Origin of the sequence: Pectobacterium sp. IFB5596, assembly GCF_021432585.1 — a bacterium.
Lineage (GTDB): Bacteria > Pseudomonadota > Gammaproteobacteria > Enterobacterales > Enterobacteriaceae > Pectobacterium > Pectobacterium punjabense.
Genome location: NZ_LXFY01000004.1, coordinates 1 through 25,832 on the forward strand (window position 1 = coordinate 1; position 25,832 = coordinate 25,832).

Here is a 25,832-nt window from a genome sequence, read left to right on the forward strand (position 1 = left end):
TATAACAGGTATCAATATTTCGACGAGAGGAAAGAAGCTTTAGAATTATGGTGCGATTTACTTATCTCTTTGGAGAAAGGGGAAGGTTATAATGTTACTCCATTGAGAAGAAAAATAATTTGATATTTTTATTTTATTTGAAAAGCAAGTATCATTAATGATACTTGCTAAGTATACAATTATATTATTCCCTAATGCGAAAAAAATATTTATTTTCCTACCTTATATATTCCATCCATAGAGCCGACAGCAGAAAGGCCACAATAACCTTCACAATCTCGAGTCATAATCTCCACTGTGCCATTTTTAAATTCACTAATAACCATCACGCACATGCTCGAAGAATCACTATAAGCCCATCGATTCTTTTGGTTTTTCATTGCCCCAATAGATACGGCTTCCCCTTCAATATTACATACACCAGAAGCCTGTCCGTGAGAGGCGTTAATAATGAAATTAGCGGATGAATCATTTTTACTCAATGAAAGAAAACCATCTTTTTTCACATACTCTTTGGCATAACTTGTTGATATTAAAGCGGGCATGAAGGCAATAGCAACAATAAACCGCATCATTCTATTAATACCAGCATTAACTGAAATCATAGTTTAGCCCCATTAGCATCTAAGACATAGATAGCATAGCTATAAAAAAGTTCGTAAACTCTCGTGTCATCAATATTATTTTTTGATCTTATAATATCATTACCAACAACAATACCCTTTAGATAAAACTCCCCGTCTTCTGAATAAAAAGAAAATCCTGCATATGGCTGCCCTGATATTTTGATCCTAATACCAATTTCTCCTTTTTCATCTATTTTGCTTATTGATTTTAAGTTTTTTAATTCAAACATCATCGCTAAGTACTCTCTTAGCGTAGAGTATTTAGAAAAATTTACAGCAGGATGACTTCTTACATATATTTCCGAATCTAATTGTTTATTACTAAAACCTACTCTTGATATATCACCATTATGTTTATCAACTAAATCATTAAGAACATCTCTTACAGGCCTAGTCTTTTTATCTGATACTTTTTCAAATCTAGCATCATTAAGCATATGAGATGGAGTAGTTGCATAGCTAACATTTATCGTGGGTAACATAAATAAAAAAATAAAAAACACTTTCCGATTTATCATGATTTTTTCCTATCAATAAATCATTCTGAATACCAAGTTTCTCTTTTTGATGAAAAATCAAACAAGAGAACACAAAACATCACACACTGATCAACAATACCCTCACGAATAGTCCATAAGAGAGTATTTATGGATTTATAATCCATGCCAGATGTTTATGCAAGAGTAAAAAGCCAACAAAATTCCAATAATAGACTATTACTAGGGATCTGAACGGCATATGGCAAAATTAACATCAGACATGACAGATAAGCTCGTCGGGCAACGAATCCAAAAGAGACGTAGAGAACTTGGCATGACAGCGCAGCAACTATCAGAAGATATTGACATTTCTCAGCAGCAACTTTCTCGCTACGAGCGAGGTACAAACAAAATTAATGTCGCCCATCTTGTGAGTATTGCTACAAAATTAGATACACCCATTGGATGGTTTTTTATGGATTGTTTCTCAGAAAACGAGAAAAAAATTGAATTTGTACCAATAAAAGATATAGAAATAAAAACAAGGCTGGAACAGATATGGCCCAAAATGTCACATGAGCAGAGAAGAGTATTAGTGTTATTCTTGGATGAATATATAAAATAAATTTCGGTCTTAAATCAAGTCAATGGGGTGATTTTATTTACTCGCCTAACTTTATTATCTAAATTCAAAGGAGAGAGTCTTTCCTTATATACAGCTCTAGTAGAGGGTTTATTGGAAATAGCACCTTTATCTTGTTTTATTATCTCCTGATCTATTTGGTTAATAAGATAAGAAAATACTTTAGAGTATATTTCAACGAGATTGCGTTTTTTCTCTTCTGGCCTTGGATAACTAAGTGCCTCACACAAGTCGGCTAGTTTATTGTAATCATCATTCGACACTTGAATTATCAAGCTATGTTCGCCCAGACCCTTCAGTTTATTCCTTCTCACTCTTTGATACTCGGCATCTCTACGACGGCGATCAAAGTCTATTTTTCCGCTACTTGCCATATCTAACCCATATGTCATGAATAAAATCTGACAGTCAGATTATCATGAGCCATTTTATTGTCAAGTCACAATTCTGACAGTCAGATTAAAGGTTGATTGTTCGCGAGAAAAAATCTGACAGTCAGATAATAAATAACATAATTATCAACAAGTTAAATATAGTTAAGCATTTATTTTCACCTTAAAAAAATGATGTCCTAAGAATCTGTAAAAACTTTTCGTATCAATCGGATACGTAAACATAACGAGTTTTTGCAATGAACACTTCACGACTAATCAAACTGAAAACAGTCCTTGAATATTGTGCTTTTTCACGAGCAACACTCTATCGTCAGATTAAGGCAGGTCATTTCCCAGAGCCTGTTCGTCTAACAGGCGGCTCAAATGATGAAAGTTGTTCTTCTCGTTCAGTTGCATGGAGAGAGGAAGAAATAAGGCAATGGATAAGTAGTCGCCAGAAAATTCCGCTATCAGAAAAGCAAAATAGCCAGTCGCTCTAATAGCACGTTATATGCACATCTATATGGATAGTGATTATCTCACTCAATACTCACTATCCCATACCGATAGTTATTTCTGTAAGAGATACAAATGTTACTGAACAAACGCAATATAGATTTTTGTTGCTCGCTTGATATTGGCATGAATACCAGAGATCAAAAACTAAAAATGAGAGCTGATAAACTCAGTGTTGTAAGCAGTTTCTATAACAGTGAAGAAAGAAAGATTACTCATACAAAACTAAAAAAAATGAGAAAGAATAAATTCAAAAAATACCGTGTTCAATATATCCGAAACAAAGAAGGAAAACCTTACCGAAAAGCATTATTGATACGAGGAAAGAAGAAATATTCGCCTATACTGTTGCGAATAGATTACTCCCCTATAAATCGAAATACAGGCGGGATCCGTTTAGATTTCCGTCCCCAACATATGACAACAAGAGAAATAGATCATTTGTTATCGTGGATAGACCGTCGACTAGGTGGAATATTTTACCAACTCCTTGCACGAGCTTGGGTTACTCAAATTGATGTAGCTCTCGATATTTATAATTGCAAGTTAGATGATTACATATGGGGTTTAGAACGCTCTGGGAAATCAAAATATTTCAATACAGAGAATGGGTTACCAGGTCTCAGAGTAGGTAGTAACCGTTCTATTTTACATATTCTTTGCTATGAAAAAGTAGATGCTAATAGCGGTATAAAACTTGCCTATCATCATAAAGCAGAATTCATTAATATCAACATGGGTGAATATCAGCAATTTTTACGTATTGAAGCCCGATATAAGCCGGGAGCGAAACCTACAAGCAAAAGGGGCAATCCGGTGATGTTAGCTGACATTATGGGAATAAAAAACCCTTTCGAACGGCTTCAAATATACTCGAAAGATTTGGCACATGAACTACTGATAGAAGGATTTATTAATAAGATCCCCAAAAAAACCAGTATATCTGCATTGAAACACGCTATCGTGCTAAACAGGAAAAATGCACGCTTGTCCCGTCAATCCATTGGCATAATAGTTAAACACAAAATTGAGCTATTCGATAGGGATATAATATGGCAGAAGTGGTCACTCTGCACTGAAAAATTAAGCAGTATATTTAATATAGATTCTTATTTGTCCATGAAAAAAAGTCAAGATAAACCTATTAGACCCAGAGAATAGATTCTATTTTTTTAATATTTATTTCCGATGATATAAAAAATATTAAATAGGTAAAAAACAATGATTTAAATTTTTTACCTACACTTTCTCATTTATAAATCAATACTCTTGTAGAAGAGACGTCAATAACTACAGCCATGAATAGCTTTAATTGACTAAATACATGATAAAGTACGGTAAAAAACTCCGGTACATTGGTGTGAATATATTTATTTTAAGATATTCATCTACGATATACCAATGATATCCTCTTCAAGCTCTTTAACAGCGGATGTTATTTTATAGTTAAATTTTCTTTCAACTTCAGCATCCCTTAAATTGCTAGCAGCCTCTATACCAATCCACATAGAAACTATCTCCCGTTTCTGATCTATACTAAGATTGTCAAAATTTGGGATATATCTTGATGTAAATGCTGCACCATGATTCAACTCATAGAATGTCTTTATAAGAGATTTTGCTTTAATATCTTTAGTAAGTCCAAATCTCTTAATAAAAATTGTTACAGTATGGTTTACTGCACGTAACTGAGCGGTACTGGAAATCTGAGAGAAATAAGAAACCCATCCAAGACGCTTACCATTAAAAATACAACCAGTGATCCTTAAATTTAGTTTCCATTTACAATAAGCTATTGCTTTCTCTTTATCTTTCTTATTTCTAGCTTGAGAAAGTGCATGCCGATAGGCAGTGAATATTTTCGCAAGAGATGATTCAAAACGAAGAATACTTTCTTTCTTAATTAAAAGTTCATTACCTAAAATCTGATATCCTAAAAAACTAAAAGGTGTTCCTATCATTCCTACTACTGATTTTGAATTCTCTTCGTTAAGAGGATGTGGCTGAAGTCCGATAGCTTCCAGTTTTCGAATAACACTACCAGCCACACTACTTGCTTGACCGGAAGGAGCCAAAATCAATATATCATCAACATATCTCTTAAACCATATATTTGGATCGGTTGATAATTCATGATCAAATTTTCTAAGTGATATTTCAGCAAGGATATTAGAAATAGCTAGACCTTGGGGAACTCCCTTTTTATTTGGCAAGGCATGCCGACCTCCTTTTAATTCATTAACCGTAGGAACAAATAATGCTGACATGATCAGTGTTCTTAATTCAGTTTTTCTGATTCTATTTTTAATAGCATTTTCTATAAGAGAATGTTCGATTGAGGGATAAAAGGATTTGAGATCGATCTTGGCATATTCCGAAAAGATACCACTATGCAAGGCATCCTTGAGAGAATCAATAACCGTATGAGGTAACTTAAGCCTTGCTTCAGGAAACACATCTGTCAGGCATTCACATAACGCCCTAAGTGTTATCCGATCTCGAACTGTAGGAATTGAAATCTGCCTAGGATTAGAATTTGCGCCTTTGGAAATTAATTTCTCTTTATAAGCTGTGAATTTATAGTTTCCACTATTAACTTTTTTCGATATTAGTTTTATTTCATCACTAATTTTTTTTTCTAGATTTAAAGGACGAACTCTATCTATACCTATAGCTCCGGATTCTTTGATCTTGTTTTGATAAATCATTTTTAGATTTTTTACAGAAAAACTGCTCTTAAACTTAAGCGCTGCACTCATAATTAATCCACAATAAAATTAATGGGATAATATACAATAATACTGTAATAATAACTTTCAAAGACTTCCAGAATCGAACCTCTCTAAATTCTTCCGATGTTGGTTTCCGTGTCGTTAATGTTAAATGAGCAGAAACTCTAGCTATTTTGTCATCAATTATCTGATGATTTTCAACTTCACTTAAAAGGTTATTATATTCTGTAAGTTGCAATGGTGTAAGAGGTTGTCCTTGGGGGATTTCAGCATATAACTTCTGGAGAGCCAGATAATTTTTTCGCATTGCGATAGCTCGTCCACGAAAGTCAAGATTTGATACAGCTAAAGACACACCAAGCAAAACAATAGATAAGATTGCAGCCCAAATATCTGTATTATCTCCAATAACTTTAGGATAACGAATTGTTATAACAGAAAGCACAGCTCCCAAAATGGCATACCAGACAAGAAGAAATTGTGAGTTTCTTTCCATCCATTCTAGTCGATGGTGCGCATTTATACGCGCTTTGTAAGTAAACCAAATATTATCGCGCAAAAATATCTCCGATTTACAATAGGGGAAAGGACAGGAATTATTGAGAACCGTTGAACACCCCGAAGGATCAGTGAGCCGAAACTCAACAGCTAAAAACAAAGCTGTTCTTTATTAGAGCCACCCTTACACAAAGTAAGAGGAAAAACCTGCCTTTCCAAGCATACCAATAGCAATTTCATTTAGCTAAAGTCAACTCAATTTTTACTTTTTACAACCCTGTAGCGTCAATATTACAATAATGAATATAAAAATAGCAGATAAGATAGAATGGTTATAATAACTTCATATACACAATATCACATCGAAATACTGCATTGCATAACGTTAGTTCCAGAAAACCTCTGTGCTTAGCACATAGTATGATACGTGGTAGCTAAATAAATCAGCATAGTATGACTCACGTCATACTATGCTGCTCGATTAAGTAGCATTTCCATTATAGCGTTCGTTTTCTGTGTACATACACGTGTACATAATGAAAAGACGGGTTAGATAAAATTCAATAAAATCAATGCTTATAGGCCATAACTCAACATTCAGATCCAATCGAGTGATTTTCGTATCGCTTAAATCGTTCATATAATGCCCTGTTTTCAGGGCATTTTTGTTTTTATGGTTAAGCATAATGATGCAACAAAGTGCATCATTTTTGTACATGCAAGTGTACACAACCGCTAAGGTCTAAAAGACCAGATACCTACTACCCTATCTAGTTTGGATATTATCAAAATGCCAAAAATAACAGGCATTCAGAGCAACGCATCGATACCTAAACAGGTATGTTTAAGCAAGTTACTAGTACAATATGGGATAGCTTTATTTGTATAAAATTAGGCAAAATCAGTAGAAACGAATTGACGCGAGATCGGCGTTGCACAAAAATGAAGCTGGGTAATAGGCGTTTTTATATTTAAGGGTGCAATGACAGCAGATGGGCAAGAAAAATAGCCTGACTCTCAAACTTGACGGCACAAGCCCAGACAAACTGCCGATGGCTAGGCTGGGTAAGTATCTGTCTGCACTTTCAGAGCTTTACGGTTCTGCTGATGCCGTTCACTTCAAAGATGTGAGCGAGGGTTCTGCGTGCCTAAACAGCTGGGTTGACAATGACTCTGCATATAATGATGTATTGCAGCGTTCCATATCTCAAGCATCTAACTCAGGTAGTTCTTACCTGAAGCTGCTTACCTTATTAGAGCAAGATAAGCTAGAAGGGAAAATTATCAATGACGATGACATTACAATTGTTGATTTCCCACGAATAAAACAAGATTCTCCGTTTTTGATTAGAAAGAAAGCAAAAATACAAGGCAAGCTATATAACGTCGGCGGCAAAGATGAATCAGTCCCAGTAAAATTAGAAGGTGCAAATGGGGAGACATTCAACTGTGAAGCTTCTCCATCGATGGCTATTAAACTCGGAACCCTGCTCTTTCAAGAGATAAGAGTAGAAGGCGATGGTGAGTGGGAAAAAAAAGACGGAATATGGAAGCTCAAGAAGCTTAAAATTTCATCATATGAAGAGTTGCAAAAATCATCTCTAAAAACCGCTTTGTCATCTATACAGAATGCGCCTGGAAATCAATGGAAAGAACAAGATGACTTACATGTTGTCTTAAAAGCATTAAGGGCTCTCAATTGCGAATAGTCTTTGATACCAATGTGCTAGTTCAAGCGATTACTGGCACTAAAGCTGGTTGTACATTATCAAACCCTGTGAATGGAGAGGTTATATCTAACCTTGAACGCAGGATGGATGCCCTAATTGATCACGTAGAAGCAAACCGTGGCAAGATAATCATTCCGACCCCGGTTTTAGCAGAATACTTAGTTGGGATCGATAAGAGCCACCATCAGACACATTTAAATCTTATACAATGTCAGTCATGCTTTGAGATTGCCCCATTTGATGAAATTGCGGCCATTGAGTGCGCACAGATGCCAAGCATAAAAGAGCTAAAAGCGATGATGGCTACAGACACAGCAAACAAAGTTAAGTTTGACAGACAAATAATATCGATCGCGATTGCGCTGAATGTAGATGAGGTATGGACTCACGACAAAGGTGTTTACAACCGTTGCAAGGAACTAGGCATTGTAGCCAAATCTCTAGCAGACATAACACCAGCACCAATACAAGAGATTATTGATTTGTCGAATGAATTTCCAACTGAGCTTCATTGACACTAACCTGCTACAGGCTTTTTATTGCCCTGTCTACGCACCTAAAATTTTAGCCAACTACGAAACTCGTAGTATCTGAACTCGTAAAAAGCATCGACAATTGGCGGCACTGACTTTCAAGGAGGATCGCCAATGACCACCATAAATGCTGCCGCTACCGAGAGTTCCATTACCGTTTTCCGAGATCTGATCGCTTCGCTACCCATTGAGCACCTTAGTCGTGCTCAACGTGACGATCTCAGTGCAATCGCCACAGAGTCAGTTGAAGGGTTGTGCCACGGTCTGCAATATGCCAGCGAATCACTGGCGACAGAAACCACCACAGAAAATCGTCAACAACTCAGCACCTATTTCAACGCATGTGCACACTTGATTCCGGCATTGCTGGTAATCAGTGAAAAGGTTCATTTCACACCAACAAGCTGCTGTATTATCCGTTGAATGACGGAACCACCGAAACATACGATTGAGGTGTGAATTAAGGAGAACACAGATGCAAATCAATACCTCAACCAACACCAGAGACACGGCATCTTCCAAACTGGATACCGCCGTGGAAGCCACCCAAAAAGGCATGAAACCTGCCGCTGCGGTTGGTAAAGAGGGCATAGAGGCGTACCAAAATGCCAAGTTAGACGCCGAATTTGCTCTCATCATGCGGTGCCACGACCATACCATTGAAACGCTGAACGACCGATGATACATGCAACAAAATAGGACTGTATTCCTACAATAGCACCAAAATCTACCCACGCTTTCATAGGTCACAGATTGACCAATTCTTAAATGACAAGTAGACTACATTCATATAGACCAATTTTTTTTAAGAACTTGACCAACTCTTCGGAGGATCTGTGCAAAAAATCAATCTCTACGAGGCAAAGACCAATTTCTCTAAAATTATCAACCATGTATCTGAAACGGGAGAATCCTATGTTATCGCCCGCAACGGTAAACCTGTAGCGAAGATCGTTCCTCTTACCGTTACCGAGAAAACACCACGCATTGGTTTCATGAAGGGCCAAGTTTCAGCACCAGAGAATTTTAATGATTTAAATAAAGAAGAAATTATCGACATGTTTAATGGGAAATAATGATGACAATCAACAAGGACGATGCCCCAAAGCGGCGCTCTACTAGCTACTTGTTAGATACGCACGCGTTGATTTGGTTAGCAGGTGAGCCGGAAAAACTTAGCAGCGACACAATCACCATTCTTTCCGATGACAATAACCGTTTTTACTTCTCTTCCGTCAGCATACAAGAGATAGCAATCAAGACTGCGTTGAACAAACCCAGCTTTAGCATTGATGCTGAGGCTATGACGAAAGGTTTATTATCCGCGGGTTACCTTGAGCTTCCGATGCAGGCAACTCACGCCTATAACCTCGCTGACTTACCCGAAATGCACCAAGACCCGTTTGACCGAATGTTAGTCTCTCAGGCGAAAATAGAAGGTCTGACGTTGATAACGAACGATGGAAATATCATCAAGTATTGTTCAGAGTATATCAACGTGATCGAGTGCTGTTAGTACACCAGGGAAAATAAACCGACATGCGTTATCTCGTTCTCCCCCTCATTCTTCTTGCCTTAACAGGCTGCCAGGCGTTAACCACCTTCGATAAATACGCCACGCTGCGTCTTTACGAAGTCTATGAAGCCGAGAATCTTTCTGCCTGTGATTACAAACCGCAGTTTCGTGACTGTACTGTGGATAAGCGATCTTTTAACGTCAGGATTACTGACGATAAGAGCAAAATTGCGTTAGTGGTAGGAAAGCGCTATGCCTATTTCGGCTTCACGCGTGATGATTTTTCGCGCCAGACGCAGCCGCTGCGTGACTTCCTGATCTGGGCAGAAAATCCGAACGCACAAGATAAACAGATCAAGCAATTACGTAAGACCGGAAACGTTGGCGGAAGTTTGTTTTACAACACGGAGGTGGAATATCAGTTCGATTATCTGCACACGCGTGCCGATGTTCCGCTGCTCGTCGTTAAACCTCATGAAAATGCAAATTCTTACGGCCTGACCGTCGAAGAAGTGAAAAACCTACTGTCGGTGATGGATGCCTGGTATGCCGGCACGTTCTCAGGAAAACAACTGACGTAAACGCGGTAAAGACGGCCAGACAAGTTTACGTCTGGCCGAGTATTTCATTAAAACTTCTGCATTCTGGAAGAGAACTGGCCGCAGTTTTTCAGCATCAAATCTTTGACTGGCCTGCGATCGTAGTAGCCTTTTTCCGTCTTGAACACTTCGTAGACTTCAATGCGGCGTGGCGAATAAGTATCAACAAATTTACCAGTAACATAATAGTAATTCCCCACCACGGGCTTAAAGGTCACGGTACTAAATCCGCCATTCGCAGCAATCATTCTGACTGCAATATTGTGCTGTGCGCTGACCCAGAATTCACGAATCATTGTTGGCGTTTCAGGAATAGCCGGGAAGCCGAGCTCTTTATTATTGAGCTTAGTTTGGAACCCAAATGCATTATTGGTGTAGCCATTTTCTGGCGCATCAATATTAATGCATCTATCGGTCGTCGGATAAACACGAATATAGTCGAGATTGCGATTATCGAATGTGACCCCTACGCGCTCAGCACCCTGATCATCTTCCAGCTTATGACTATAGGTCGCAACCGAACATCCGCTAAGTAATAACGCACCCATTCCTATCAGGAGAATTTTCCCAAACATAACCATCCCTTACCTTTATAAAATCAGAACGTCCTGATTATTTTTCGCCGTTTTTTCTTCGAGAATTTATGTTGTATTACCTCACCTTAAACCCTCCTGAAGAGAGGGCTGTTGGCGAATTGGCCTGTCGTTCTTCGCCAAAGCTCCCTCAGGCGTCGTGTGGATCACGCCTGAGGGCAAGGGATTTGGACGTAGTGCAGGCGGATCACTCTGCCTTCTTATTTTCCACGTCCTGGCTTTCCCCCCTTCGCTCCGTTGCCGTCTTGCTATCCAAAGGCTGACTCGCCGTCGCATCAGCGCCTTCTGGATTCACTGTACTCGCATACAGGCGACCCTCTTCGATAAAGTCTTCATCAATACCTTCAATATTTTCCTGATTATCGCGGCCAGACAGAATGTTCCAGCAGGCGATGAACAGCGCAGCAATGAGCGGACCAATCACAAAACCGTTAATACCGTAGATTTCCATGCCGCCCAGCGTGGCGATCAGAATCAGGTAATCCGGCATTTTTGTGTCTTTCCCCACCAGCAGCGGACGCAGAATGTTATCCACCAGCCCAATCACCAGCACAAAGAATGCGACGATGAAGATGGCTTGCCAGAGCATATTTGTAGCGAACAGGAAGACGGCGGCAGGTACCCAGATAATCGCCGAACCCACAGCGGGGATCAACGACAGGAACGCCATCAGCGAGCCCCATAACAAGCTACCTTCTATCCCCGCGATAGAGAACGCAATGCCGCCCAGCGTTCCCTGCACAATCGCCACGACGGCTGTACCTTTCACCGTCGCCCGCGATACGGCAGCAAATTTCACCAGCAGGTGATGTTTAACGTGGGTGGAAAGCGGCAACGATTCCAGAATCAGGTTCACCAGATAGGAACCATCTTTCAGAAGGAAAAAGAGCAGGTAGAGCATCACCCCAAAGCCAATGAAGAAGGTGAATGTCCCTTTGCCGATCAGGAGCACGCTCCCTGCCAAATATTGCCCCCCTTTCAGCGCCACCTGAGAAAGCTCTTGCTGTATTTTGGCAGCGTTATCCAGATTGTGTTCCGTCAGGAAATGGCGTGCCCATTTGGGCAGATGCTGAAGCAGCTCCGCTAACACCACCGGAAATTGGGTATTACTGTCCTGCAATCGGGTGTAAACCCCGTTAATCTCAACCACCAGCGAGGAAACAATGATCCCTAATGGAATGAAGACGATCAGGAAGATAATCAGAACGGTCAGCAGCGAAGCGATGCCGTTGCGATCGTTCAATTTTTGCCGAATCTTGCTTTTCAGCGGATGGAAGATAATGGCCAACACTGCCGCCCATAAAATGGCGGAATAATACGGCGCCAGTATGTCAAAAAACGCCAGTGTGACGGCAAATAGGATCAGGATGAAGAATCCCTTCGTAAGCCCTTTAATATTCACAACGATTTCCCCTTCGTTCAATCTATCCCCGAAATATAGAACGAAGTAGGACGTTTGCAATACAGGAAAAAGCGCATAGTGCTGAGGAAATGGCTATGCACGTGCCTCATGCGTTGCAATAAAGTCATTTTTTAACTGACTATACACTGCGGCATCGTTGCCACATGCCAGCGCCGCGGCACGCTTTACTGCCGCGTATTCCGCACACACGGAAGGATTAGCTCGCAGGTAATCACGAAAAGCCAGGTGCCGCTGAACATGCTCGTCACCCACCACAAAAGCGTGAAGATGATGAGTACGCGCCTCGCCGCCCTTGGTGTAGTAACGGCGTCCCGCCATGCCATTTTCGCCGCGCGGATGATAGCCCAAATCGATCATGGCGCAATCTAGCCTGTCCAACTCGGACAGCGAAACCACTTCCAACAACATATCAATCACCGGTTTAGCGGGTAGCTCTGGTACGGCCGTACTGCCGATGTGATGCACTCTCACCGCAACCGCGCCGAGCGCCTGCGTTAGCGCTCTCGCCTCTGTTGCGTAATTCGTCACCCAATATGGATCGTAATCCACCACGGCTATTGTTCGTCTGCCCATTCACGTATCCCCAACACAGTCTTATTGCATACAGGTTATAACGTTTAGGGGAAGGATCAAAAGCCATCAGGAAACGCGGCGAGAGGATGATTCCTACCGCCTGATTAGCGCTTACAGACCATTCAATCGCTACCGGGTCGCCTGCACCAACGAATCGGCGGTAATGTCGGCAATGGATTTGGCACCCGTGAGCGTCATCGCCACTCGCATCTCTTTTTCGATCAGGTTCAGCAAGTTAACCACACCCGCTTCACCCGCCGCCGCCAGTGCGTAAACAAACGCACGTCCGAGCATCACACCATCCGCGCCCAGCGCAATCATGCGCACCACGTCCAGACCGGTGCGAATACCGGAATCCGCCAGAATGGTGATATCGCCTTTCACCGCGTCGGCTATCGCTGGCAGTGCACGTGCCGTTGACAGCACGCCATCCAACTGACGACCGCCATGATTGGAAACCACAATCCCGTCTGCGCCGAACCTCACCGCTTCCTTGGCATCTTCTGGATCGAGGATACCTTTGATGATCATCGGCCCTTTCCACAACTCGCGAATCCACGCCAAATCCTGCCACGAAATAGAGGGATCGAAATTCTCCGCCAGCCAGCCGATATAGTTTTCCAGCGTCGTCGGCGTGCCGCGATAGGCAGAAACATTCCCCAAATCGTGCGGCTTACCATGCAGCCCGACATCCCACGCCCACTGTGGATGAGTAACCGCCTGTAAAATACGCCGTGTCGCCGCATTCGGACCACTCATGCCAGAATGCGCATCACGATAGCGCGCACCCGGCGTCGGCATATCCACGGTAAATACCAGCGTCTTCACCCCCGCCGCCTGTGCACGCTCCAGCGCATTACGCATAAAACCACGATCTTTTAGCACGTAGAGTTGGAACCACATCGGGCGATCGATGGCGGGAGCCACTTCCTCAATCGGGCAGACTGAAACGGTAGATAAGGTAAACGGAATCCCTTTCTGTGCTGCCGCTCGAGCAGCCTGTACTTCGCCGCGTCTGGCATACATACCGGTCAGGCCAACGGGTGCGAGCACCACCGGCATCGCCAGCTTTTCACCGAACAACTGCGTCTCCAGACTCAGGTCAGACATATTTTTCAGGATGCGCTGACGCAGCGCGATATCTGCCAGATCGGTAGTATTGCGCCTGAGCGTGTGCTCGTTGTATGCCCCGCCGTCAATATAGTGAAAAAGAAACGGTGGCAGCCTACGTTGCGCTGCCGCTCGGTAGTCCGTTGAAGCAGAGATGATCATCGTCCTTTCCCATCCTTCTTCTTGTTGGTGCCATTATTGCGGTCAGTAATAACCGTTACTGGAACGGCTTTTAGTGAAATTGATGCTGTGCGCGTAAGCCCGTTTTTAGGGGAAACACAGGGGGAGGTTTCCACAGGGACACCTCACCCCTGTGGTCACCCCGTGTATCTCGATGCTTAAACGATCGGCATGACTTTAGTAAAATTACCTGTTAATGAAATTGCAGGTACGCGACATGCGTTTGCAGGTATTCCTGCAAGCCGTGTTTGCCGTCCGCACCACCTACACCGGATTTACGCCAGCCCGCATGGAAGCCCTGCATCGCCTCGAAGTTTTCACGGTTAATGTAAGTTTCGCCGAACTTCAGCCCTTTCAGCGCTTTCATCGCGGTATTGATGTTTTGAGTATAGATCGACGATGTCAGGCCGTATTCGCTGTCGTTCGCCATTGCAATCGCGTCTTCCAACGTGTCGAAGGTCGCTACCGGCAGCACCGGACCAAACACTTCTTCGTGCATGATTGGCATCTCTTGCGTCACGTTCACCAGCAGCGTTGGCGGATAGAAATAGCCCGTACCGCTTTCAGGCTTGCCGCCGAGCAACACTTTCGCCCCCTGCGATACCGCTTTGGCCACTTTGTCTTCCACACGCTGTAGCGCTGCCGCACTAATTAGTGGCCCCATATCTAACGCCTTTTTCTCCGCCGTATTGCCGAAGGTCACCTGCTCCATCGCGGCTTTAATACGCGTGATAAAGTCGTCGTAGATGCCTTTCTGCACGTACACACGCTCGGCGCAGTTACACACCTGCCCGCTGTTAATCACGCGAGAACTGACAATCGCTTTGACGGCCAGATCGAGATCGGCGTCGTCCATCACGATGGCAGGCGCTTTGCCGCCCAGCTCCAGCGACACTTTGGTCACGTTCTGCGCCGCCGCCGTCATGGTGGCAATCCCCGCCGCCACACTGCCAGTCAAACTGACCATGCCCACTTTCGGGTTAGCGGCCAGCTCTTGCCCGACCGTCGGGCCGTAGCCGGTAACGAAATTGATGACGCCTTTCGGCAGGCCAATCTTGTGAATGATTTCGGCAAAAATCACCGCATTATTCGGTGTGATCTCACTCGGTTTGATAACGATGGTGTTGCCGGTGATCAGCGCTGGCGCTGCCTTACGCGCAATCAGGAAGAAAGGAAAGTTCCACGGCAGAATACCGGTCGTGACGCCAATCGCTTTGCGGAAGACGAAAATGTTCTCATTCGGGCGGTCGCTCTGAATGATTTCGCCTTCATAACGGCGCGCCCACTCTGCCATGTAGTCCAGATAGTCAGCGGTGAACAGCACTTCCGTCTGCGCCAGGCCGTGGGTTTTACCGCCTTCCGCAATAATGGTATCGGTCAGTTCGGCTGCGCGTTCGCGAATACCGGCAGCTATTTTGTGTAACCAGACGCCGCGTTCAACCGCGGGCAGTGCTTCCCAGCCCGGCTGTGCGGCTTCTGCTGCATCAATCGCTCTTTTTGCATCGTCAGCGGAGCCTTCCGGGATCTGCGAAATGACCTGTTCTGTGGCCGGGTTCACCACATCAATCCACTTCCCGCTTCTGTTTTCAACAAACTCACCGTTGATGTACATACGTTTCTGGGTGGTGCTCATGTCAGGCATCTCCAAAGTGATATACGAGTTGTTAAAAAAACACGTCTTTTTTGTGAAGTTTTGCCATGCTGCGCGTTCTGCGCCGCATTTACCTTTTCATGGCTGCCATCTCAGTCTAGCAAGTGGCAAAAAAGTCATGATGAGAACGTCTGACGTAACACTTTTGCAAAGTAGCGGATAACACAGAGAAATAACGGCAGTGTGGGGATGAAGAGGGGGTGGCAGACGCCGCATTCATCTACGGCGTCTGTCTTTAAAGCAGGGAAATCTTACGGTTCGTCGCTTTCCGCGATCTCTTCCGTCACTTTCCATTTACCGCCCACCAGCTCGCGAACGGTGACTACCGTCGCCTGCCTTTCTTCAGAATAGGCTTCCGTGGTTTCGACAATCAGGACAGGCTTATTATTGACCACCTTGTAGGTAAACGACTGGAACCAGCAGCAGCTGCTTTTGGCAACCGTCGTGATAGTCTTACTTTTCTCATCGATATCGAACAGGCTGAGGTCGGAACTGGCTAACTCGGTCAGCGGTGCATTCAGGGTGAACTGCTGCTTTTCCACATCAAACAGGTACACATCGTAAGACGATCCGCCAGAAGCCTCGTTAATGCCCGTGCGCAGCATGATATCCGCATGATGATCGAAGTTAGCGTCATCAATTACCAGCCCGCGATGGTTCTCGACGTCGACCCGATTCGCCGTCACCTCGCTCTTCGTGTTCAGTTCGATAAACATATTTTCCATCGTGATACGCTGGAACAGGTCACCACGCCCTTTCTTAAAAATATCCAGCGTGCCGGAGCCTTCACAGGTTGAATAAGAGGAATCAAGATGGCACGTTGCCACGCTGAGAACGAAGTCCCACTGGTCTGATGCCTGCGTAATCAGGGAGATATTTTCACTACCGGAAAGTGCCTGAATACGGGAAATCATCTCATTCTCCAGACAAACGTCATCCTTACAGCGATCACGTTCGACCAGCCACGTGTGCTGCTCCTGACGCACCTGCGCGCTGTCTGCCTTTTTTACATAACCCTGATTCGCCTGGTTTAATACCGCATCGAGCTGCTGTAAGCGGCTGCTGGCGCAAATCCTTTTCTCGGCGTCTGTGCTGGCCTTGCTGCAATCCATCGCCCAGACGGACGAGGTGAAAAAGAACAGCAGGGATGAAACGGCCAGAAATAAATAACGCATGACGTATCGCTCCTTGAATACAGATTGATAAAAATGGGTAATAGCGATTGTTAGCCACCCTTTCCCATCTTTTTAAGAAAGCGCTGCTGCTCAACTAAAATTGCTTTCAGCGTAATGCACTGATACTCAATGCCGTAACGTGGGGCAACGTCCGCAATAATTTTCGATAGCGCGGGATAGTGTCGGTGATTCCAGTTGGGGAAAATATGGTGGGTCAGGTGCATATTGAGCTGCCCTAGCCAATAGCCAAGCCAGGCGGGACGAGTAGACCAATCTACCGTGGTGGAAAAGACATGCTGATAGCGGCCGTGCCTGAACAGGCCATCTTCCGGTGCCTGATAGAACGTCCCTTTTGCCCAATGTGACCCCAGAATCAGCACGACAAAAATCAGCGACGACAGCATCTGGCTCAGCAAATAAACCAGCAGCAGTGAGCCGAAGCCGATCGGCATCGGCGACAACAGCCAGTAAGGGATCGCCAGCGCTAACAAAGCATGCAGCGCTTTTGATAATAGAAACACGCTCCAACCTTTCACGCCCTGAAGCGTCATATTGCGCGTCACCTGCGTTTTCCCCGCACGATCGATCCAGTCAAAAAACCAGATAATGCAGGGGAAGGTCAACGACGCCACCATCGGCCAGTAATAGCGCTGGGCACGCATAAAAAAGCGAAACCGATGGTAGGGTGACTGCCGCAAGACACCGTTTTCTTCGATATCCAGATCGTAGTGCTGCACATTCACGTGTGCATGATGGAAAATCACATGCCGCACGCGCCAGCAGTCAGAATCCATACCAAGTGGAATACTCACCACGATATTGAGCAGGCGATTCGCCCACGGTTGGCGGAAAAAGACGTTATGCGAGGCGTCATGCACCACGTTCACCGCCAGAAACATCGCGGTAAAAATAAAGCCAAAATAGCAGCCAGCAAAACCCCATAGCGTTGTCTGCTGGAGGCTAAAACCATAAAACGTCAGGCTCAGCGCCACCAGAAACAGCATCTTGCCGATAAACCCCGCATTGGCAAAACGGTGATCGCCCGTCTCTGCCAGATACGCATTTGCGGCCTTCATCAGCGCCCGATGCAACGCCAAATCGCGACCTTGTTCATAGCGGAGTGGCTTCAGCGGTGCGGGCATCATTATTCCTCCCTTCCCTCTTCCGCGGTACGTTGTGCAGCACGTTGATCGCGACCTTCGCCCATCGATTTTAAAAACCGACGCTGGCTAGCCAGTAGCTCACGATAGGTAATGCAGCGATAGTGCATACCATGCTCGGCGGCAACGCGCCGTAAAATAGCGGCGAGCGCGGGGTAATGCCGGTGATGCCATCCGGGGAAAAGATGATGCGTCAGGTGTAAATGCAGCCCTCCCGTCCAGTACGCAAGCCAGCGCGGCGTCGGCAGCCAGTCGCAGGCGGTCGCAAAGTTGTGTTGATACCAGCCCAGGGGCATGGTCTCCGTATCGGTCACCGCATAAAATTCCGCTTCTGCCCAGTGCGTGCCCAGCAGTAAAAATACCACCAGCAACGAGGCCAACATCTGACCCAGCAAATAGCTTAACAGCACGATACCGGGGCTAATGCCGTGTGTCGCCCCCACCATGATGGGAATCACCAGTAGCAGCAGGAGATGACCGACTTTACTGGCGATAAAAATCAACCATCCATCACGGCCTGATTGCGCCGAACGGGCGTTGACGGGGGTTTTACCCAACCGATCGGCCCAGTCAAAAATCCAGGCGATATAGGGGAGCGAGAACGCGGCCACCAGCGACCAGTAAAGGTGCTGATAGCGCATGTAGGCACGGTGGCGCTGGAAAGGCGTTTGGCGAAAAACACCGTTCTCTTCCGTATCCAGATCGTAATGCTCCACATTCGGGTAAATATGGTGGAAGTCCACATGGCGCAAACGCCAGTAGTCAGGATCGATGCCTAACGGCAGCGTCACGATGCGCCCAACCACGCGGTTTAGTGTGCGATTGCGGAAAAACGTATTATGAGAGGCGTCATGATTAACAATGATATTCAATACCATCGACAGCATGATGAAAGAAAAATAGCTCAGGAAGAACGTCCATGCCGTCTGCTGCATCAGGCTCAGCGCATAACAGACAAGGCAGCCTAAAAAGAGTAATCCAGCCTTAACAAACTGGCCGCGATCGGCAAAGCGATGATCGTGATTCGCGCGCAGATAAGCCGATGTTTCCCGCTGTAATGCCCGATGAAAGGCTTGTTCACCCTTCGCGGGATACGGTTTGGCAGGAAGCACACTAGCCATTTTCATGTTCCTCTGTAAGGGGGCGTCGACCCCAGCCGACAGCCATCGCCAGCCCGTGTAGTGCCAACATCAGCATAGTGACTTTCCAATAGAGTGCTTCCCAAGACCAATAAACAAGAAACACGACAGGAAATAACAGGGTCACCAGCAGCCAGACGTAAACGCCCCAGCGTCGTCCTTCGGAAATGCCACCCAGCGCACCCGCACCTGCCACTAGCAGCAGGAAGAGAGCCACCTGCGACAAGTTGGCGGAGTCATAGCCGTAGCCATACAGGTAGACATAGCCCACCACCAGCGCAAATAGCAGCATCGCCCCAGAGATCAACGCTATCGGCGTACAGTGAAACGTCGCCCGACGCGTACGGCGCACCGACAGTTTCAGGTACGGCATAAAAGGCAGGTTACTGGCCCAAAACGGATTGTTCGATGGCGTGTCTTTGCCTGCGCCGTAGCGGAAAGGCGTATCGGGCAGGTGTGGGCAAAAGCTGCCAAACAGTTTGTCCCAGAAAATGAAGGTGCCGCCAAAATTCTTATCGGCATAAGCACGGTCGTTTACGTGGTGGACACGATGGTGTGCTGGCGTCACCAGCACCTTTTCCATCCAACCCAGTTTGGGCGTCATCGCATTATGGTTAAAGAGCTGGACGCTGTAATGCAGGATGGAGACCGTGACGAACACGTACAGCGGAACACCGAGCAGCGCCAAAACCAGGAAGAACGGAATTGAAGTCAGTGAGGAGTACCAGGAGTTACGCACGCCCAGCGACAAATTGAAATGTTCACCCTGATGATGCACCACATGCACCGCCCACAGTACGCCAAAGGTATGGTGCAGCCGGTGTAGCCAATAAAAGCCGAAATCCCAGGCGAGTAACGCAAACAGCCACATCAACACCGGCGGCCAGTTTTCTACCCAGCCGAAACTGAAATGTGCCGCAACATAGCCATAGCAAAAAATTTCCACGCTGCGAAAGAGCCACAGCATGATATGCCCGGAATTCAGGTTGAACACCACGTCATGCCAGTTCACCTTCTCACGCTGCATCCACTGTAAAGCCAGCGCTTCACCCATCACCACAGCCAGCATGAAGATGATAGGTAATGCTAAATCAATCATGATGTCATTCCTGATGGCGCTTATCGTTAGGCAACGGAGCCCGTGGGGAAATGGCCTTGACCGTCTCCCGACTACGCAGAAAAATCCATCCGGCTATGCCCGCCAGCATCGCCCCCGTCACCAGATCGATGAACAGGTGCCGGCGCAGTTGCAGGATGGAAAAAGCAATTGCCGCTCCCCATAGAAGATACAAACCCGTTTTCACTTTCTGCTGGCTATCGCTCATCGCCCACACCGCCAGTGCCGTTAGCGCCATATGCAACGACGGCAGGCAATTTTGCGGCGAATCGATACGTTGCAAAAGCTGTAGCAAACGAGCGGAGAGATCGTCCCCGATAGCCTGCGGATACACCATCGTTGTCGGAAAAATCAGGTACACCGCGCCCGCAATCAACGCAGTAAGCTGCGTTGCCCGACGTAATCCAGCCAAGCGCGTAATTGGGCAGGATAAGTAAGACAGCGGAATGATGATGAAAAAGGAGAGATACAGCCAGATAGCCGAGGGGCTAAAGGGAATCCATTCGTCGACAATCGAGGGAGGTAATACCGTTCCCCGCCCTTGAAACTGTGCGCTCAGTTGATACACCACCCCGACAGCTCCCCAGCCGAAGAGCAGCGCTTTCAGTCGTAATAGCATCGTTCCTTGAGGAAATCGCATTAGGCTTCCTCCTTCAGGCGGGTAATACGTCGGCGCTTTTGCGTAAATTCTGGCGCGATCTCACCTGCGCTTAACCGCCACTGTAGCCGCGTCGTATCAATACCCTGCACTGCAAACTGCTGCGACAGACTGTCCCGACAGGCCTCCAGCTCCGACAGACTACACGCGGCGGATAAATGCAGCGTCGCGTCTCCCTGCTGTACTAGCCGATAATCAGCATGCAGCGGCAGCGCGTTGGCAATCACCCGGTTACAGAAATCCGCAAAGACGGTCTGCGGTTCACCGCGGTTATCCGGCAATCGCAGACTGTCATCGCTGCGCCCTTCAATGCGGGCTATCGCCATGGTCACGCGGCCACACGCGCAGGGCGCTTTTTGCTTCACCAATACATCGTCCAGCCGATAGCGCACAATCGGCTGCGTGCTGCGGGTGAAATCGGTAATGATCGGCGTAAAGCGCTCGTCATCCAGCCACTGTGGCTCGATGTGAATAAATTCTTCGTTGAGGTGTAGCGTACCGTGCTCGCAGGTCGATGCCAGAAAGCCTTCCGTTGCCTGATACACTTCTCCTACCTGTCCGAACACCTGCTGCAACAGTTGCTTATCCTGCGGTTCCAATACTTCAGCAACAGAAATTACCTTCTTGACCGACAGACGCAGATCACCGCGCTGTACCGCCAGCGCCAGTTCGCGCAACACCTGCGCGGGTGCGACGATAATCGACGGCGACCAGGCTTCCAGACGCGAAAAATGTTCGGCAAACGGCGCAAAGAGATCGTAAAACGACAGGCTGAGCCAACGGTTATCGACGCTGTGATACAGATTGTTATCCGCCCGCAGGAACAACGCCACCCGTTCACCGGCGCGTAAACCGTCCGGCAGCATTTTCGCCAACATACCTCCGGCCCAAACTTGCTGTTCGCGCGGACTGACGACAAACAGGCCACGCTGACCAGAGGTGCCGGACGACAGCCCGACGCTGAACCCGTTTACTCTCGGCGTGAAGTCGCGATCGTCCTCACTGCGGCGCGCGCAGGCAAGCAGTTCGTCCCGCTTAAGCCCGGCGGTATTCATCCGATCGAATTCGGCCATCATCACGGCTTTATCCATCATCGGCCAGGAGGTAATGGGTAGCTGGCAGTACGGACGGAAGTAGGGGCTACGCGCCAGTACCTGCCGCGCAAAGCGGGCGAGCTGACGCTGCTGATGGCGTTCAAGCGTCTGACGGGTGGTGAAACGCAGGCGTCTGGCGCGCAAATAGTGCCAGATCGTCATCAGCGGGATCATAGGTCACCCTCGTGACACAGCCGAATCTCAACCTGCCCGTTCAGATGCAACTGGTGCAGTTGGTCTAACGTGTGGTAATAGGCTTTTGGGTCGTCCATCACCAGATTCGCCAAACGCGACGGCCCGCGACCTTCACGATAGCTGTGCGGCGACCAGGCGGCATCGCTTGCCAGCAACACCCAGCCGTCTTCCGTCAACACAAACGCGCCGAGGTGTCCGGCGGCATGGCCAGGCAACGGCACCAGCACGATTTCTTTATCACTCCCCGGCAGCACATAGCCTTGCGTAAACGGCGCAAGCGCCTCTGGCAGGTCGGTAAGCGGGAAGTTTTCGACAAACTGAAGCGCCTGCTCAAAATGTTCAGGGATCAACGCAGGCACAAACGCTCGTTTCAGGGCCGCGAAACCACGCAGATTCCGCGTCTGCTGCCAGCCCAACGCCGAACAGATAAACGGCACAGAGGGGAAATCCCGCAGCCCCGCGATATGGTCGCCGTGAAAGTGGGAAATAATCAGGCCATCAATGTCCGCAGGTTGAATACCCCGCACGTGTAGCTGATGAATCAACGCGTCTTTCGTCTCGAAATGCACCGGCGTCATTCTACGGTACAGTTGAAACAGGCCAGAACGCGTGGCGTCGGTAAAATGCTGCGCATAACCGGTGTCCCACATCCAGCGCTTGCCCTGACTTTCCAGCATCCAGACCCGCGCCGGAAAACGGCACACCTTCCACCCCGCACCGCGCAACGCCATACAGCCCGGATGCAGGCAGTACCCAACTTCAAACGTCGAAATATTAGCCATGCTCGTTAGCACTCCGCTGCGTAAGCTGTGCGTTGAACCAGCTACCCGTTATTTCGATGCCCTGTTGCAGGGAGAAACGCGGCTGATAGCCCAGCTCTTGCCGCGCTTTTTCAGCACTGAGTGTCATATCGAAATTCACCGCTCCCGCACTGTAGCGCGTCAGCAGTGGTTCTTTCCGGCTAAACCACGAGAACAACTCCATCCCACTCGCCACCGCATGCAGCAGCGGATACGGCACCGCCTTAATGCGATAATGCATCCCCAACTGCCCGACCAGCAGTTGCTCCAGCATATCGACAAGGCGCGCAGGTTCATGGTTGGTGATGTTGTACGCCGAGCCAGACACTAACCCGCTTCTTTGGCTGGCAAGCGCCATCGCTTCTACTACGTTGCCGACAAACGTCAGATCCAGCAACGCCTCACCACCGCGCGGGAGCCGTAGCACGCCACCGCCCACCGCGATTTGTTCCAGAATACGCGGCAGAATCACGCGGTCATGCGGGCCAAACAGGCCACGCGGACGCAGGATCACATAGGTGGTTTGCGGATAGCGCGACGTCAGCGTCTGAAGCCGTTCTTCCGCCAGAAATTTGGTCTGCGCATAATGATTGGCAAAACGCGCCGCGCGGTAGTTTTCATCAATATTCAGGTGGTGCTGGTAATCGAAGTAAATCGCCGGCGTGGAGATGTGCACAAAACGCGGGATACCCAACTGACCGGCGGCGTCGGCCAGTCGTGCCGTCACTTCGGTATTATTCTGATAGAAGTCATCATATTGACCCCACGGCGATGACTTCGCCGCACAATGCCAGACGACATCACAACCCGCCATCAGCGTTCGATACTGCTCTACCGAGGTTTCTACCAAATCAATGCAGGCAAACTGCGCGCCCTGCATGCCAAGCTGCTGTCCCACCGTGCGATCGCGCCCGCAGGCCAACACCTGATGCCCAGCCTGAAGCAACCATTCCACCGCGTTACGTCCCAGCCCGCTGGTGGCCCCCGTGACGAAAACCTTCATGGAATCAGTACCATTCCGCCCAGCGTCAATCCGGCAGCCGTACCAACCAGCATCGCAGGCTCACCTTCAGGCAAGCGTTGCGTCACGATGGCATGATGCAACGCCGTCGGAATCGAGGCCGCCACCTGATTACCGTGATAGCGGTAAATATCAATCAGCTTTTCCGTCGGGATCGCCAGCCGCTTGCGCATATGCTCCAGCGACAGATGGCTAGCCTGATGCGGAACCACCGCCGCCATCTGCTCCAGAGAATAACCACTGGCATCCAGCAGCCGTTGCAGATAGCCCTCAATCAAGGCAGAAGCCTGCCTGAATAACCGTTTTCCCTGCATATGGAACAGAAAATCATGCAGTTCCATGCCCGCTCGCGGATTACGCAACGTACCACCTGCGCGGATCTGGCACAGTTCATTGCCTTTCGGGTAGGTTTCCAGCAGACAGGCGGCAATCCCGCTGCGACCATCACCCCGTTCGACGATGGCACAGGCGGCACCATCACCAAAAATCAGCGACGACTCTTCGTCATCCCAGTCAATACCGCGTGAGGCCAGTTCGGTAGAGACAATAGCAATGCGTCGATAAGCACCGGTATTTAACAGTCCAGCCGCCACCTGAAGCGCGGAAATAAAGCTGACGCAGCTGCTGTTAATATCAAAGCAGGCTGTCCCTTTAGGCAGGGACGATGCCTTTAATACATGGCTGGCGCTATAAGGCAGCGCCTGAATCGGGATCGCGGAAGCAAACAGCAGCAAATCGATGGACGCGGGTGGAATAACGCCCCGAGTCAGCGCGTCATTTAACGCCGCCACGCCAAGTTCAGCCTGGCTGGCATGATTATCCGCATGGTGACGATAGATAATGCCTGAACGGCTTTCGACATAGCCTGCGGGTTTATTAAGCCGCACATCTAATTCGGCCGACGTCACCCGCTGCGCAGGAAGCGCGCTGCCGGTAGAGATAATCTTGAGTGGAACCAATCCCTGAGTAAATGCACTACTTTGCGTTTTCAACGTCAATCCTTTCCAGCTTCATTATCGTTTTATCTGTACCTTCAGTGCCATATACCCTAAATAATTCGAGTTGCGTGAAGGCGGCAACCGCGTGAATCCCCAGGAGCTTACACAAGTAAGTGACTGGGGTGAGTAAGGGCGGCCAACGCACAAGCAGCTCGAAGTATGACGGGTATCACGTACAGTATTTATTCATTCTGCTGCTAAGAATAACGAAATCACCACAAATTTAAATCTTTACCTATGAACACCCACTCTTCCCCACCGCTTTTTTTTCAGTATGCTCTACTTATTCGCTGCGTTATTAAGCTAGAAGTCATACTTATGTCATTGTTTATCAAATCTGTTATCGGTGCGTTGATCGTATTGCTCATCAGCGTACTGGCGAAAAGCCGAAACTATTATATTGCCGGGTTGGTGCCGCTTTTCCCCACGTTCGCGCTGATCGCACATTACATTGTTGGCAGTGAACGCGGGCTGGACGCGCTACGCACCACCATCCTGTTTGGCATCTGGTCCGTCATTCCTTATCTGGCTTATCTCATTTCACTTTATTACTTTACTGCATGGATGAAGTTACCACAGGCGCTGTTCGCGGCAGTTGTGTGCTGGAGTGTATCGGCGGCACTGCTGATCAAAATCTGGACGTGGTATCAGGGGAATTAAGTTCTGGCAGAAGGACCGTATCCCTCTGCCAGAGTCAGG

30 protein-coding genes and 1 pseudogene are annotated in these 25,832 nt (G+C 47.3%); 12 read left to right on the forward strand and 19 right to left on the reverse strand.

Features of this window, described 5'->3' with window-relative positions; genetic code table 11:
- Positions 1-123: pseudogene (locus tag A6301_RS05770) on the forward strand (site-specific integrase); the annotation flags it as partial.
- A gap of 86 nt (positions 124-209) precedes the next feature.
- Here the strand turns inward: A6301_RS05770 and A6301_RS05775 are convergent.
- Together A6301_RS05775 and A6301_RS05780 are read right to left on the reverse strand one after the other, a co-directional pair.
- On the reverse strand, positions 210-605 hold the full coding sequence (locus A6301_RS05775) for an acyl-CoA dehydrogenase (protein ID WP_234257319.1): 396 nt from the start codon (positions 603-605) through the stop codon (positions 210-212).
- Positions 602-1,144, reverse strand: coding sequence for a hypothetical protein (locus A6301_RS05780; RefSeq protein WP_234257320.1), 543 nt, complete (start codon positions 1,142-1,144; stop codon positions 602-604). The genes A6301_RS05775 and A6301_RS05780 overlap by 4 nt, the downstream gene beginning before the upstream one ends.
- 220 nt (positions 1,145-1,364) lie before the next feature.
- Here A6301_RS05780 and A6301_RS05785 point away from each other — a divergent pair, with 220 nt between their 5' ends.
- A complete protein-coding gene (locus A6301_RS05785; protein ID WP_234257321.1) occupies positions 1,365-1,730 on the forward strand; it encodes a helix-turn-helix domain-containing protein in 366 nt (121 codons plus the stop codon).
- 14 nt (positions 1,731-1,744) lie between these two features.
- Here A6301_RS05785 and A6301_RS05790 read toward each other — a convergent pair whose 3' ends face one another.
- Entirely contained in the window at positions 1,745-2,122 is a 378-nt protein-coding gene (locus A6301_RS05790; protein WP_234257322.1) for a hypothetical protein, read from the reverse strand.
- A 257-nt stretch (positions 2,123-2,379) separates the two neighbouring features.
- On the opposite strand from A6301_RS05790, the gene A6301_RS05795 reads away from it, so the two are divergent.
- Positions 2,380-2,622 carry an AlpA family transcriptional regulator gene (locus tag A6301_RS05795; protein WP_234257323.1) on the forward strand — a complete coding sequence of 81 codons (243 nt, stop codon included), beginning with the start codon at positions 2,380-2,382 and terminating at the stop codon, positions 2,620-2,622.
- 91 nt (positions 2,623-2,713) lie between these two features.
- Positions 2,714-3,799, forward strand: a complete 1,086-nt coding sequence (locus A6301_RS05800) for a hypothetical protein (RefSeq protein WP_234257324.1) — start codon at positions 2,714-2,716, stop codon at positions 3,797-3,799.
- A 227-nt stretch (positions 3,800-4,026) separates the two neighbouring features.
- Here the strand turns inward: A6301_RS05800 and A6301_RS05805 are convergent, their stop codons facing one another.
- Both A6301_RS05805 and A6301_RS05810 read right to left on the reverse strand, forming a co-directional pair.
- Entirely contained in the window at positions 4,027-5,397 is a 1,371-nt protein-coding gene (locus A6301_RS05805) for a reverse transcriptase domain-containing protein (protein ID WP_234257325.1), read from the reverse strand.
- Positions 5,381-5,929: an SLATT domain-containing protein gene (locus A6301_RS05810; RefSeq protein ID WP_234257326.1), complete on the reverse strand. Its 549-nt coding sequence runs from the start codon at positions 5,927-5,929 to the stop codon at positions 5,381-5,383. The genes A6301_RS05805 and A6301_RS05810 overlap by 17 nt, the downstream gene beginning before the upstream one ends.
- Positions 5,930-6,860: 931 nt before the next feature.
- Between A6301_RS05810 and A6301_RS05815 the strand changes: the two genes are divergently transcribed.
- The 7 genes from A6301_RS05815 (at position 6,861) to A6301_RS05845 (ending at position 10,228) form a co-directional block, all read left to right on the forward strand.
- On the forward strand, positions 6,861-7,577 hold the full coding sequence (locus A6301_RS05815) for a hypothetical protein (protein WP_234257327.1): 717 nt from the start codon (positions 6,861-6,863) through the stop codon (positions 7,575-7,577).
- 104 nt (positions 7,578-7,681) lie between these two features.
- Positions 7,682-8,113, forward strand: coding sequence for a VapC toxin family PIN domain ribonuclease (locus tag A6301_RS05820; protein WP_338108227.1), 432 nt, complete (start codon positions 7,682-7,684; stop codon positions 8,111-8,113).
- A 132-nt stretch (positions 8,114-8,245) separates the two neighbouring features.
- Positions 8,246-8,554 (forward strand): hypothetical protein, encoded by a 309-nt coding sequence (locus A6301_RS05825; RefSeq protein ID WP_234257328.1) that lies wholly within the window; start codon positions 8,246-8,248, stop codon positions 8,552-8,554.
- Between the two features lie 52 nt (positions 8,555-8,606).
- A complete protein-coding gene (locus A6301_RS05830; protein WP_234257329.1) occupies positions 8,607-8,813 on the forward strand; it encodes a type II toxin-antitoxin system prevent-host-death family antitoxin in 207 nt (68 codons plus the stop codon).
- A 154-nt stretch (positions 8,814-8,967) separates the two neighbouring features.
- Positions 8,968-9,207: a type II toxin-antitoxin system Phd/YefM family antitoxin gene (locus A6301_RS05835; RefSeq protein WP_039289402.1), complete on the forward strand. Its 240-nt coding sequence runs from the start codon at positions 8,968-8,970 to the stop codon at positions 9,205-9,207.
- The gene (locus A6301_RS05840) at positions 9,207-9,647 is read left to right on the forward strand and encodes a type II toxin-antitoxin system VapC family toxin (protein WP_205540525.1); all 441 of its coding nucleotides are present in this window, start codon (positions 9,207-9,209) and stop codon (positions 9,645-9,647) included. The genes A6301_RS05835 and A6301_RS05840 overlap by 1 nt, the downstream gene beginning before the upstream one ends.
- Positions 9,648-9,670: 23 nt before the next feature.
- A complete protein-coding gene (locus tag A6301_RS05845) occupies positions 9,671-10,228 on the forward strand; it encodes a hypothetical protein (RefSeq protein ID WP_234257330.1) in 558 nt (185 codons plus the stop codon).
- Positions 10,229-10,275: 47 nt separating this feature from the next.
- Here the strand turns inward: A6301_RS05845 and A6301_RS05850 are convergent, their stop codons facing one another.
- The 14 genes from A6301_RS05850 to A6301_RS05915 form a co-directional block, all read right to left on the reverse strand.
- Entirely contained in the window at positions 10,276-10,821 is a 546-nt protein-coding gene (locus A6301_RS05850; protein ID WP_234257331.1) for a hypothetical protein, read from the reverse strand.
- Between the two features lie 205 nt (positions 10,822-11,026).
- Positions 11,027-12,241, reverse strand: coding sequence for an AI-2E family transporter (locus A6301_RS05855; protein WP_107169274.1), 1,215 nt, complete (start codon positions 12,239-12,241; stop codon positions 11,027-11,029).
- Between the two features lie 93 nt (positions 12,242-12,334).
- Complete coding sequence (locus A6301_RS05860) at positions 12,335-12,835, reverse strand: GrpB family protein (protein ID WP_107169275.1); 501 nt, start codon at positions 12,833-12,835, stop codon at positions 12,335-12,337.
- Positions 12,836-12,964: 129 nt separating this feature from the next.
- A complete protein-coding gene (gene lldD, locus A6301_RS05865) occupies positions 12,965-14,107 on the reverse strand; it encodes an FMN-dependent L-lactate dehydrogenase LldD (protein ID WP_234257332.1) in 1,143 nt (380 codons plus the stop codon).
- Between the two features lie 211 nt (positions 14,108-14,318).
- Positions 14,319-15,758: an aldehyde dehydrogenase gene (aldA, locus tag A6301_RS05870; protein ID WP_205540528.1), complete on the reverse strand. Its 1,440-nt coding sequence runs from the start codon at positions 15,756-15,758 to the stop codon at positions 14,319-14,321.
- 269 nt (positions 15,759-16,027) lie between these two features.
- A complete protein-coding gene (locus tag A6301_RS05875; RefSeq protein WP_234257333.1) occupies positions 16,028-16,951 on the reverse strand; it encodes a lysozyme inhibitor LprI family protein in 924 nt (307 codons plus the stop codon).
- Positions 16,952-17,001: 50 nt separating this feature from the next.
- Positions 17,002-18,093, reverse strand: a complete 1,092-nt coding sequence (locus A6301_RS05880) for an acyl-CoA desaturase (RefSeq protein ID WP_234257372.1) — start codon at positions 18,091-18,093, stop codon at positions 17,002-17,004.
- A gap of 2 nt (positions 18,094-18,095) precedes the next feature.
- A complete protein-coding gene (locus A6301_RS05885; RefSeq protein ID WP_234257334.1) occupies positions 18,096-19,232 on the reverse strand; it encodes an acyl-CoA desaturase in 1,137 nt (378 codons plus the stop codon).
- Positions 19,225-20,349 (reverse strand): sterol desaturase family protein, encoded by a 1,125-nt coding sequence (locus tag A6301_RS05890; protein ID WP_234257335.1) that lies wholly within the window; start codon positions 20,347-20,349, stop codon positions 19,225-19,227. Before A6301_RS05890 ends, A6301_RS05885 begins: the two co-directional genes overlap by 8 nt.
- Positions 20,350-20,353: 4 nt before the next feature.
- A complete protein-coding gene (locus A6301_RS05895; RefSeq protein WP_234257336.1) occupies positions 20,354-21,007 on the reverse strand; it encodes a phosphatase PAP2 family protein in 654 nt (217 codons plus the stop codon).
- Positions 21,007-22,293, reverse strand: coding sequence for a F390 synthetase-related protein (locus tag A6301_RS05900; RefSeq protein WP_234257337.1), 1,287 nt, complete (start codon positions 22,291-22,293; stop codon positions 21,007-21,009). The genes A6301_RS05895 and A6301_RS05900 overlap by 1 nt, the downstream gene beginning before the upstream one ends.
- Positions 22,290-23,096 carry an MBL fold metallo-hydrolase gene (locus A6301_RS05905; protein ID WP_234257338.1) on the reverse strand — a complete coding sequence of 269 codons (807 nt, stop codon included), beginning with the start codon at positions 23,094-23,096 and terminating at the stop codon, positions 22,290-22,292. Before A6301_RS05905 ends, A6301_RS05900 begins: the two co-directional genes overlap by 4 nt.
- A complete protein-coding gene (locus A6301_RS05910) occupies positions 23,089-24,117 on the reverse strand; it encodes an NAD(P)-dependent oxidoreductase (protein WP_234257339.1) in 1,029 nt (342 codons plus the stop codon). Before A6301_RS05910 ends, A6301_RS05905 begins: the two co-directional genes overlap by 8 nt.
- On the reverse strand, positions 24,114-25,127 hold the full coding sequence (locus tag A6301_RS05915) for a 3-oxoacyl-[acyl-carrier-protein] synthase III C-terminal domain-containing protein (protein ID WP_234257340.1): 1,014 nt from the start codon (positions 25,125-25,127) through the stop codon (positions 24,114-24,116). The genes A6301_RS05910 and A6301_RS05915 overlap by 4 nt, the downstream gene beginning before the upstream one ends.
- A 324-nt stretch (positions 25,128-25,451) precedes the next feature.
- Here A6301_RS05915 and A6301_RS05920 point away from each other — a divergent pair, with 324 nt between their 5' ends.
- Positions 25,452-25,793 carry a GlpM family protein gene (locus A6301_RS05920; protein ID WP_107169286.1) on the forward strand — a complete coding sequence of 114 codons (342 nt, stop codon included), beginning with the start codon at positions 25,452-25,454 and terminating at the stop codon, positions 25,791-25,793.
- Positions 25,794-25,832: the final 39 nt, after the last annotated feature.

Excerpts from the sequence above, each read along its gene's own strand:
- A6301_RS05775 (WP_234257319.1), bottom strand. The coding sequence starts at position 605 with ATGATTTCAGTTAATGCTGGTATTAATAGAATGATGCGGTTTATTGTT.
- A6301_RS05880 (WP_234257372.1), bottom strand. The coding sequence starts at position 18,093 with ATGCCCGCACCGCTGAAGCCACTCCGCTATGAACAAGGTCGCGATTTG.
- A6301_RS05785 (WP_234257321.1), top strand. The coding sequence starts at position 1,365 with ATGGCAAAATTAACATCAGACATGACAGATAAGCTCGTCGGGCAACGA.
- A6301_RS05920 (WP_107169286.1), top strand. The coding sequence starts at position 25,452 with ATGTCATTGTTTATCAAATCTGTTATCGGTGCGTTGATCGTATTGCTC.
- A6301_RS05800 (WP_234257324.1), top strand. The coding sequence starts at position 2,714 with ATGTTACTGAACAAACGCAATATAGATTTTTGTTGCTCGCTTGATATT.
- A6301_RS05815 (WP_234257327.1), top strand. The coding sequence starts at position 6,861 with ATGGGCAAGAAAAATAGCCTGACTCTCAAACTTGACGGCACAAGCCCA.
- A6301_RS05895 (WP_234257336.1), bottom strand. The coding sequence starts at position 21,007 with ATGCGATTTCCTCAAGGAACGATGCTATTACGACTGAAAGCGCTGCTC.
- A6301_RS05900 (WP_234257337.1), bottom strand. The coding sequence starts at position 22,293 with ATGATCCCGCTGATGACGATCTGGCACTATTTGCGCGCCAGACGCCTG.
- A6301_RS05910 (WP_234257339.1), bottom strand. The coding sequence starts at position 24,117 with ATGAAGGTTTTCGTCACGGGGGCCACCAGCGGGCTGGGACGTAACGCG.
- A6301_RS05885 (WP_234257334.1), bottom strand. The coding sequence starts at position 19,232 with ATGGCTAGTGTGCTTCCTGCCAAACCGTATCCCGCGAAGGGTGAACAA.
- A6301_RS05820 (WP_338108227.1), top strand. The coding sequence starts at position 7,682 with ATGGATGCCCTAATTGATCACGTAGAAGCAAACCGTGGCAAGATAATC.
- lldD (WP_234257332.1), bottom strand. The coding sequence starts at position 14,107 with ATGATCATCTCTGCTTCAACGGACTACCGAGCGGCAGCGCAACGTAGG.
- aldA (WP_205540528.1), bottom strand. The coding sequence starts at position 15,758 with ATGAGCACCACCCAGAAACGTATGTACATCAACGGTGAGTTTGTTGAA.
- A6301_RS05845 (WP_234257330.1), top strand. The coding sequence starts at position 9,671 with ATGCGTTATCTCGTTCTCCCCCTCATTCTTCTTGCCTTAACAGGCTGC.
- A6301_RS05790 (WP_234257322.1), bottom strand. The coding sequence starts at position 2,122 with ATGGCAAGTAGCGGAAAAATAGACTTTGATCGCCGTCGTAGAGATGCC.
- A6301_RS05830 (WP_234257329.1), top strand. The coding sequence starts at position 8,607 with ATGCAAATCAATACCTCAACCAACACCAGAGACACGGCATCTTCCAAA.
- A6301_RS05795 (WP_234257323.1), top strand. The coding sequence starts at position 2,380 with ATGAACACTTCACGACTAATCAAACTGAAAACAGTCCTTGAATATTGT.
- A6301_RS05905 (WP_234257338.1), bottom strand. The coding sequence starts at position 23,096 with ATGGCTAATATTTCGACGTTTGAAGTTGGGTACTGCCTGCATCCGGGC.
- A6301_RS05825 (WP_234257328.1), top strand. The coding sequence starts at position 8,246 with ATGACCACCATAAATGCTGCCGCTACCGAGAGTTCCATTACCGTTTTC.
- A6301_RS05875 (WP_234257333.1), bottom strand. The coding sequence starts at position 16,951 with ATGCGTTATTTATTTCTGGCCGTTTCATCCCTGCTGTTCTTTTTCACC.
- A6301_RS05840 (WP_205540525.1), top strand. The coding sequence starts at position 9,207 with ATGATGACAATCAACAAGGACGATGCCCCAAAGCGGCGCTCTACTAGC.
- A6301_RS05805 (WP_234257325.1), bottom strand. The coding sequence starts at position 5,397 with ATGAGTGCAGCGCTTAAGTTTAAGAGCAGTTTTTCTGTAAAAAATCTA.
- A6301_RS05860 (WP_107169275.1), bottom strand. The coding sequence starts at position 12,835 with ATGGGCAGACGAACAATAGCCGTGGTGGATTACGATCCATATTGGGTG.
- A6301_RS05780 (WP_234257320.1), bottom strand. The coding sequence starts at position 1,144 with ATGATAAATCGGAAAGTGTTTTTTATTTTTTTATTTATGTTACCCACG.
- A6301_RS05890 (WP_234257335.1), bottom strand. The coding sequence starts at position 20,349 with ATGATTGATTTAGCATTACCTATCATCTTCATGCTGGCTGTGGTGATG.
- A6301_RS05850 (WP_234257331.1), bottom strand. The coding sequence starts at position 10,821 with ATGTTTGGGAAAATTCTCCTGATAGGAATGGGTGCGTTATTACTTAGC.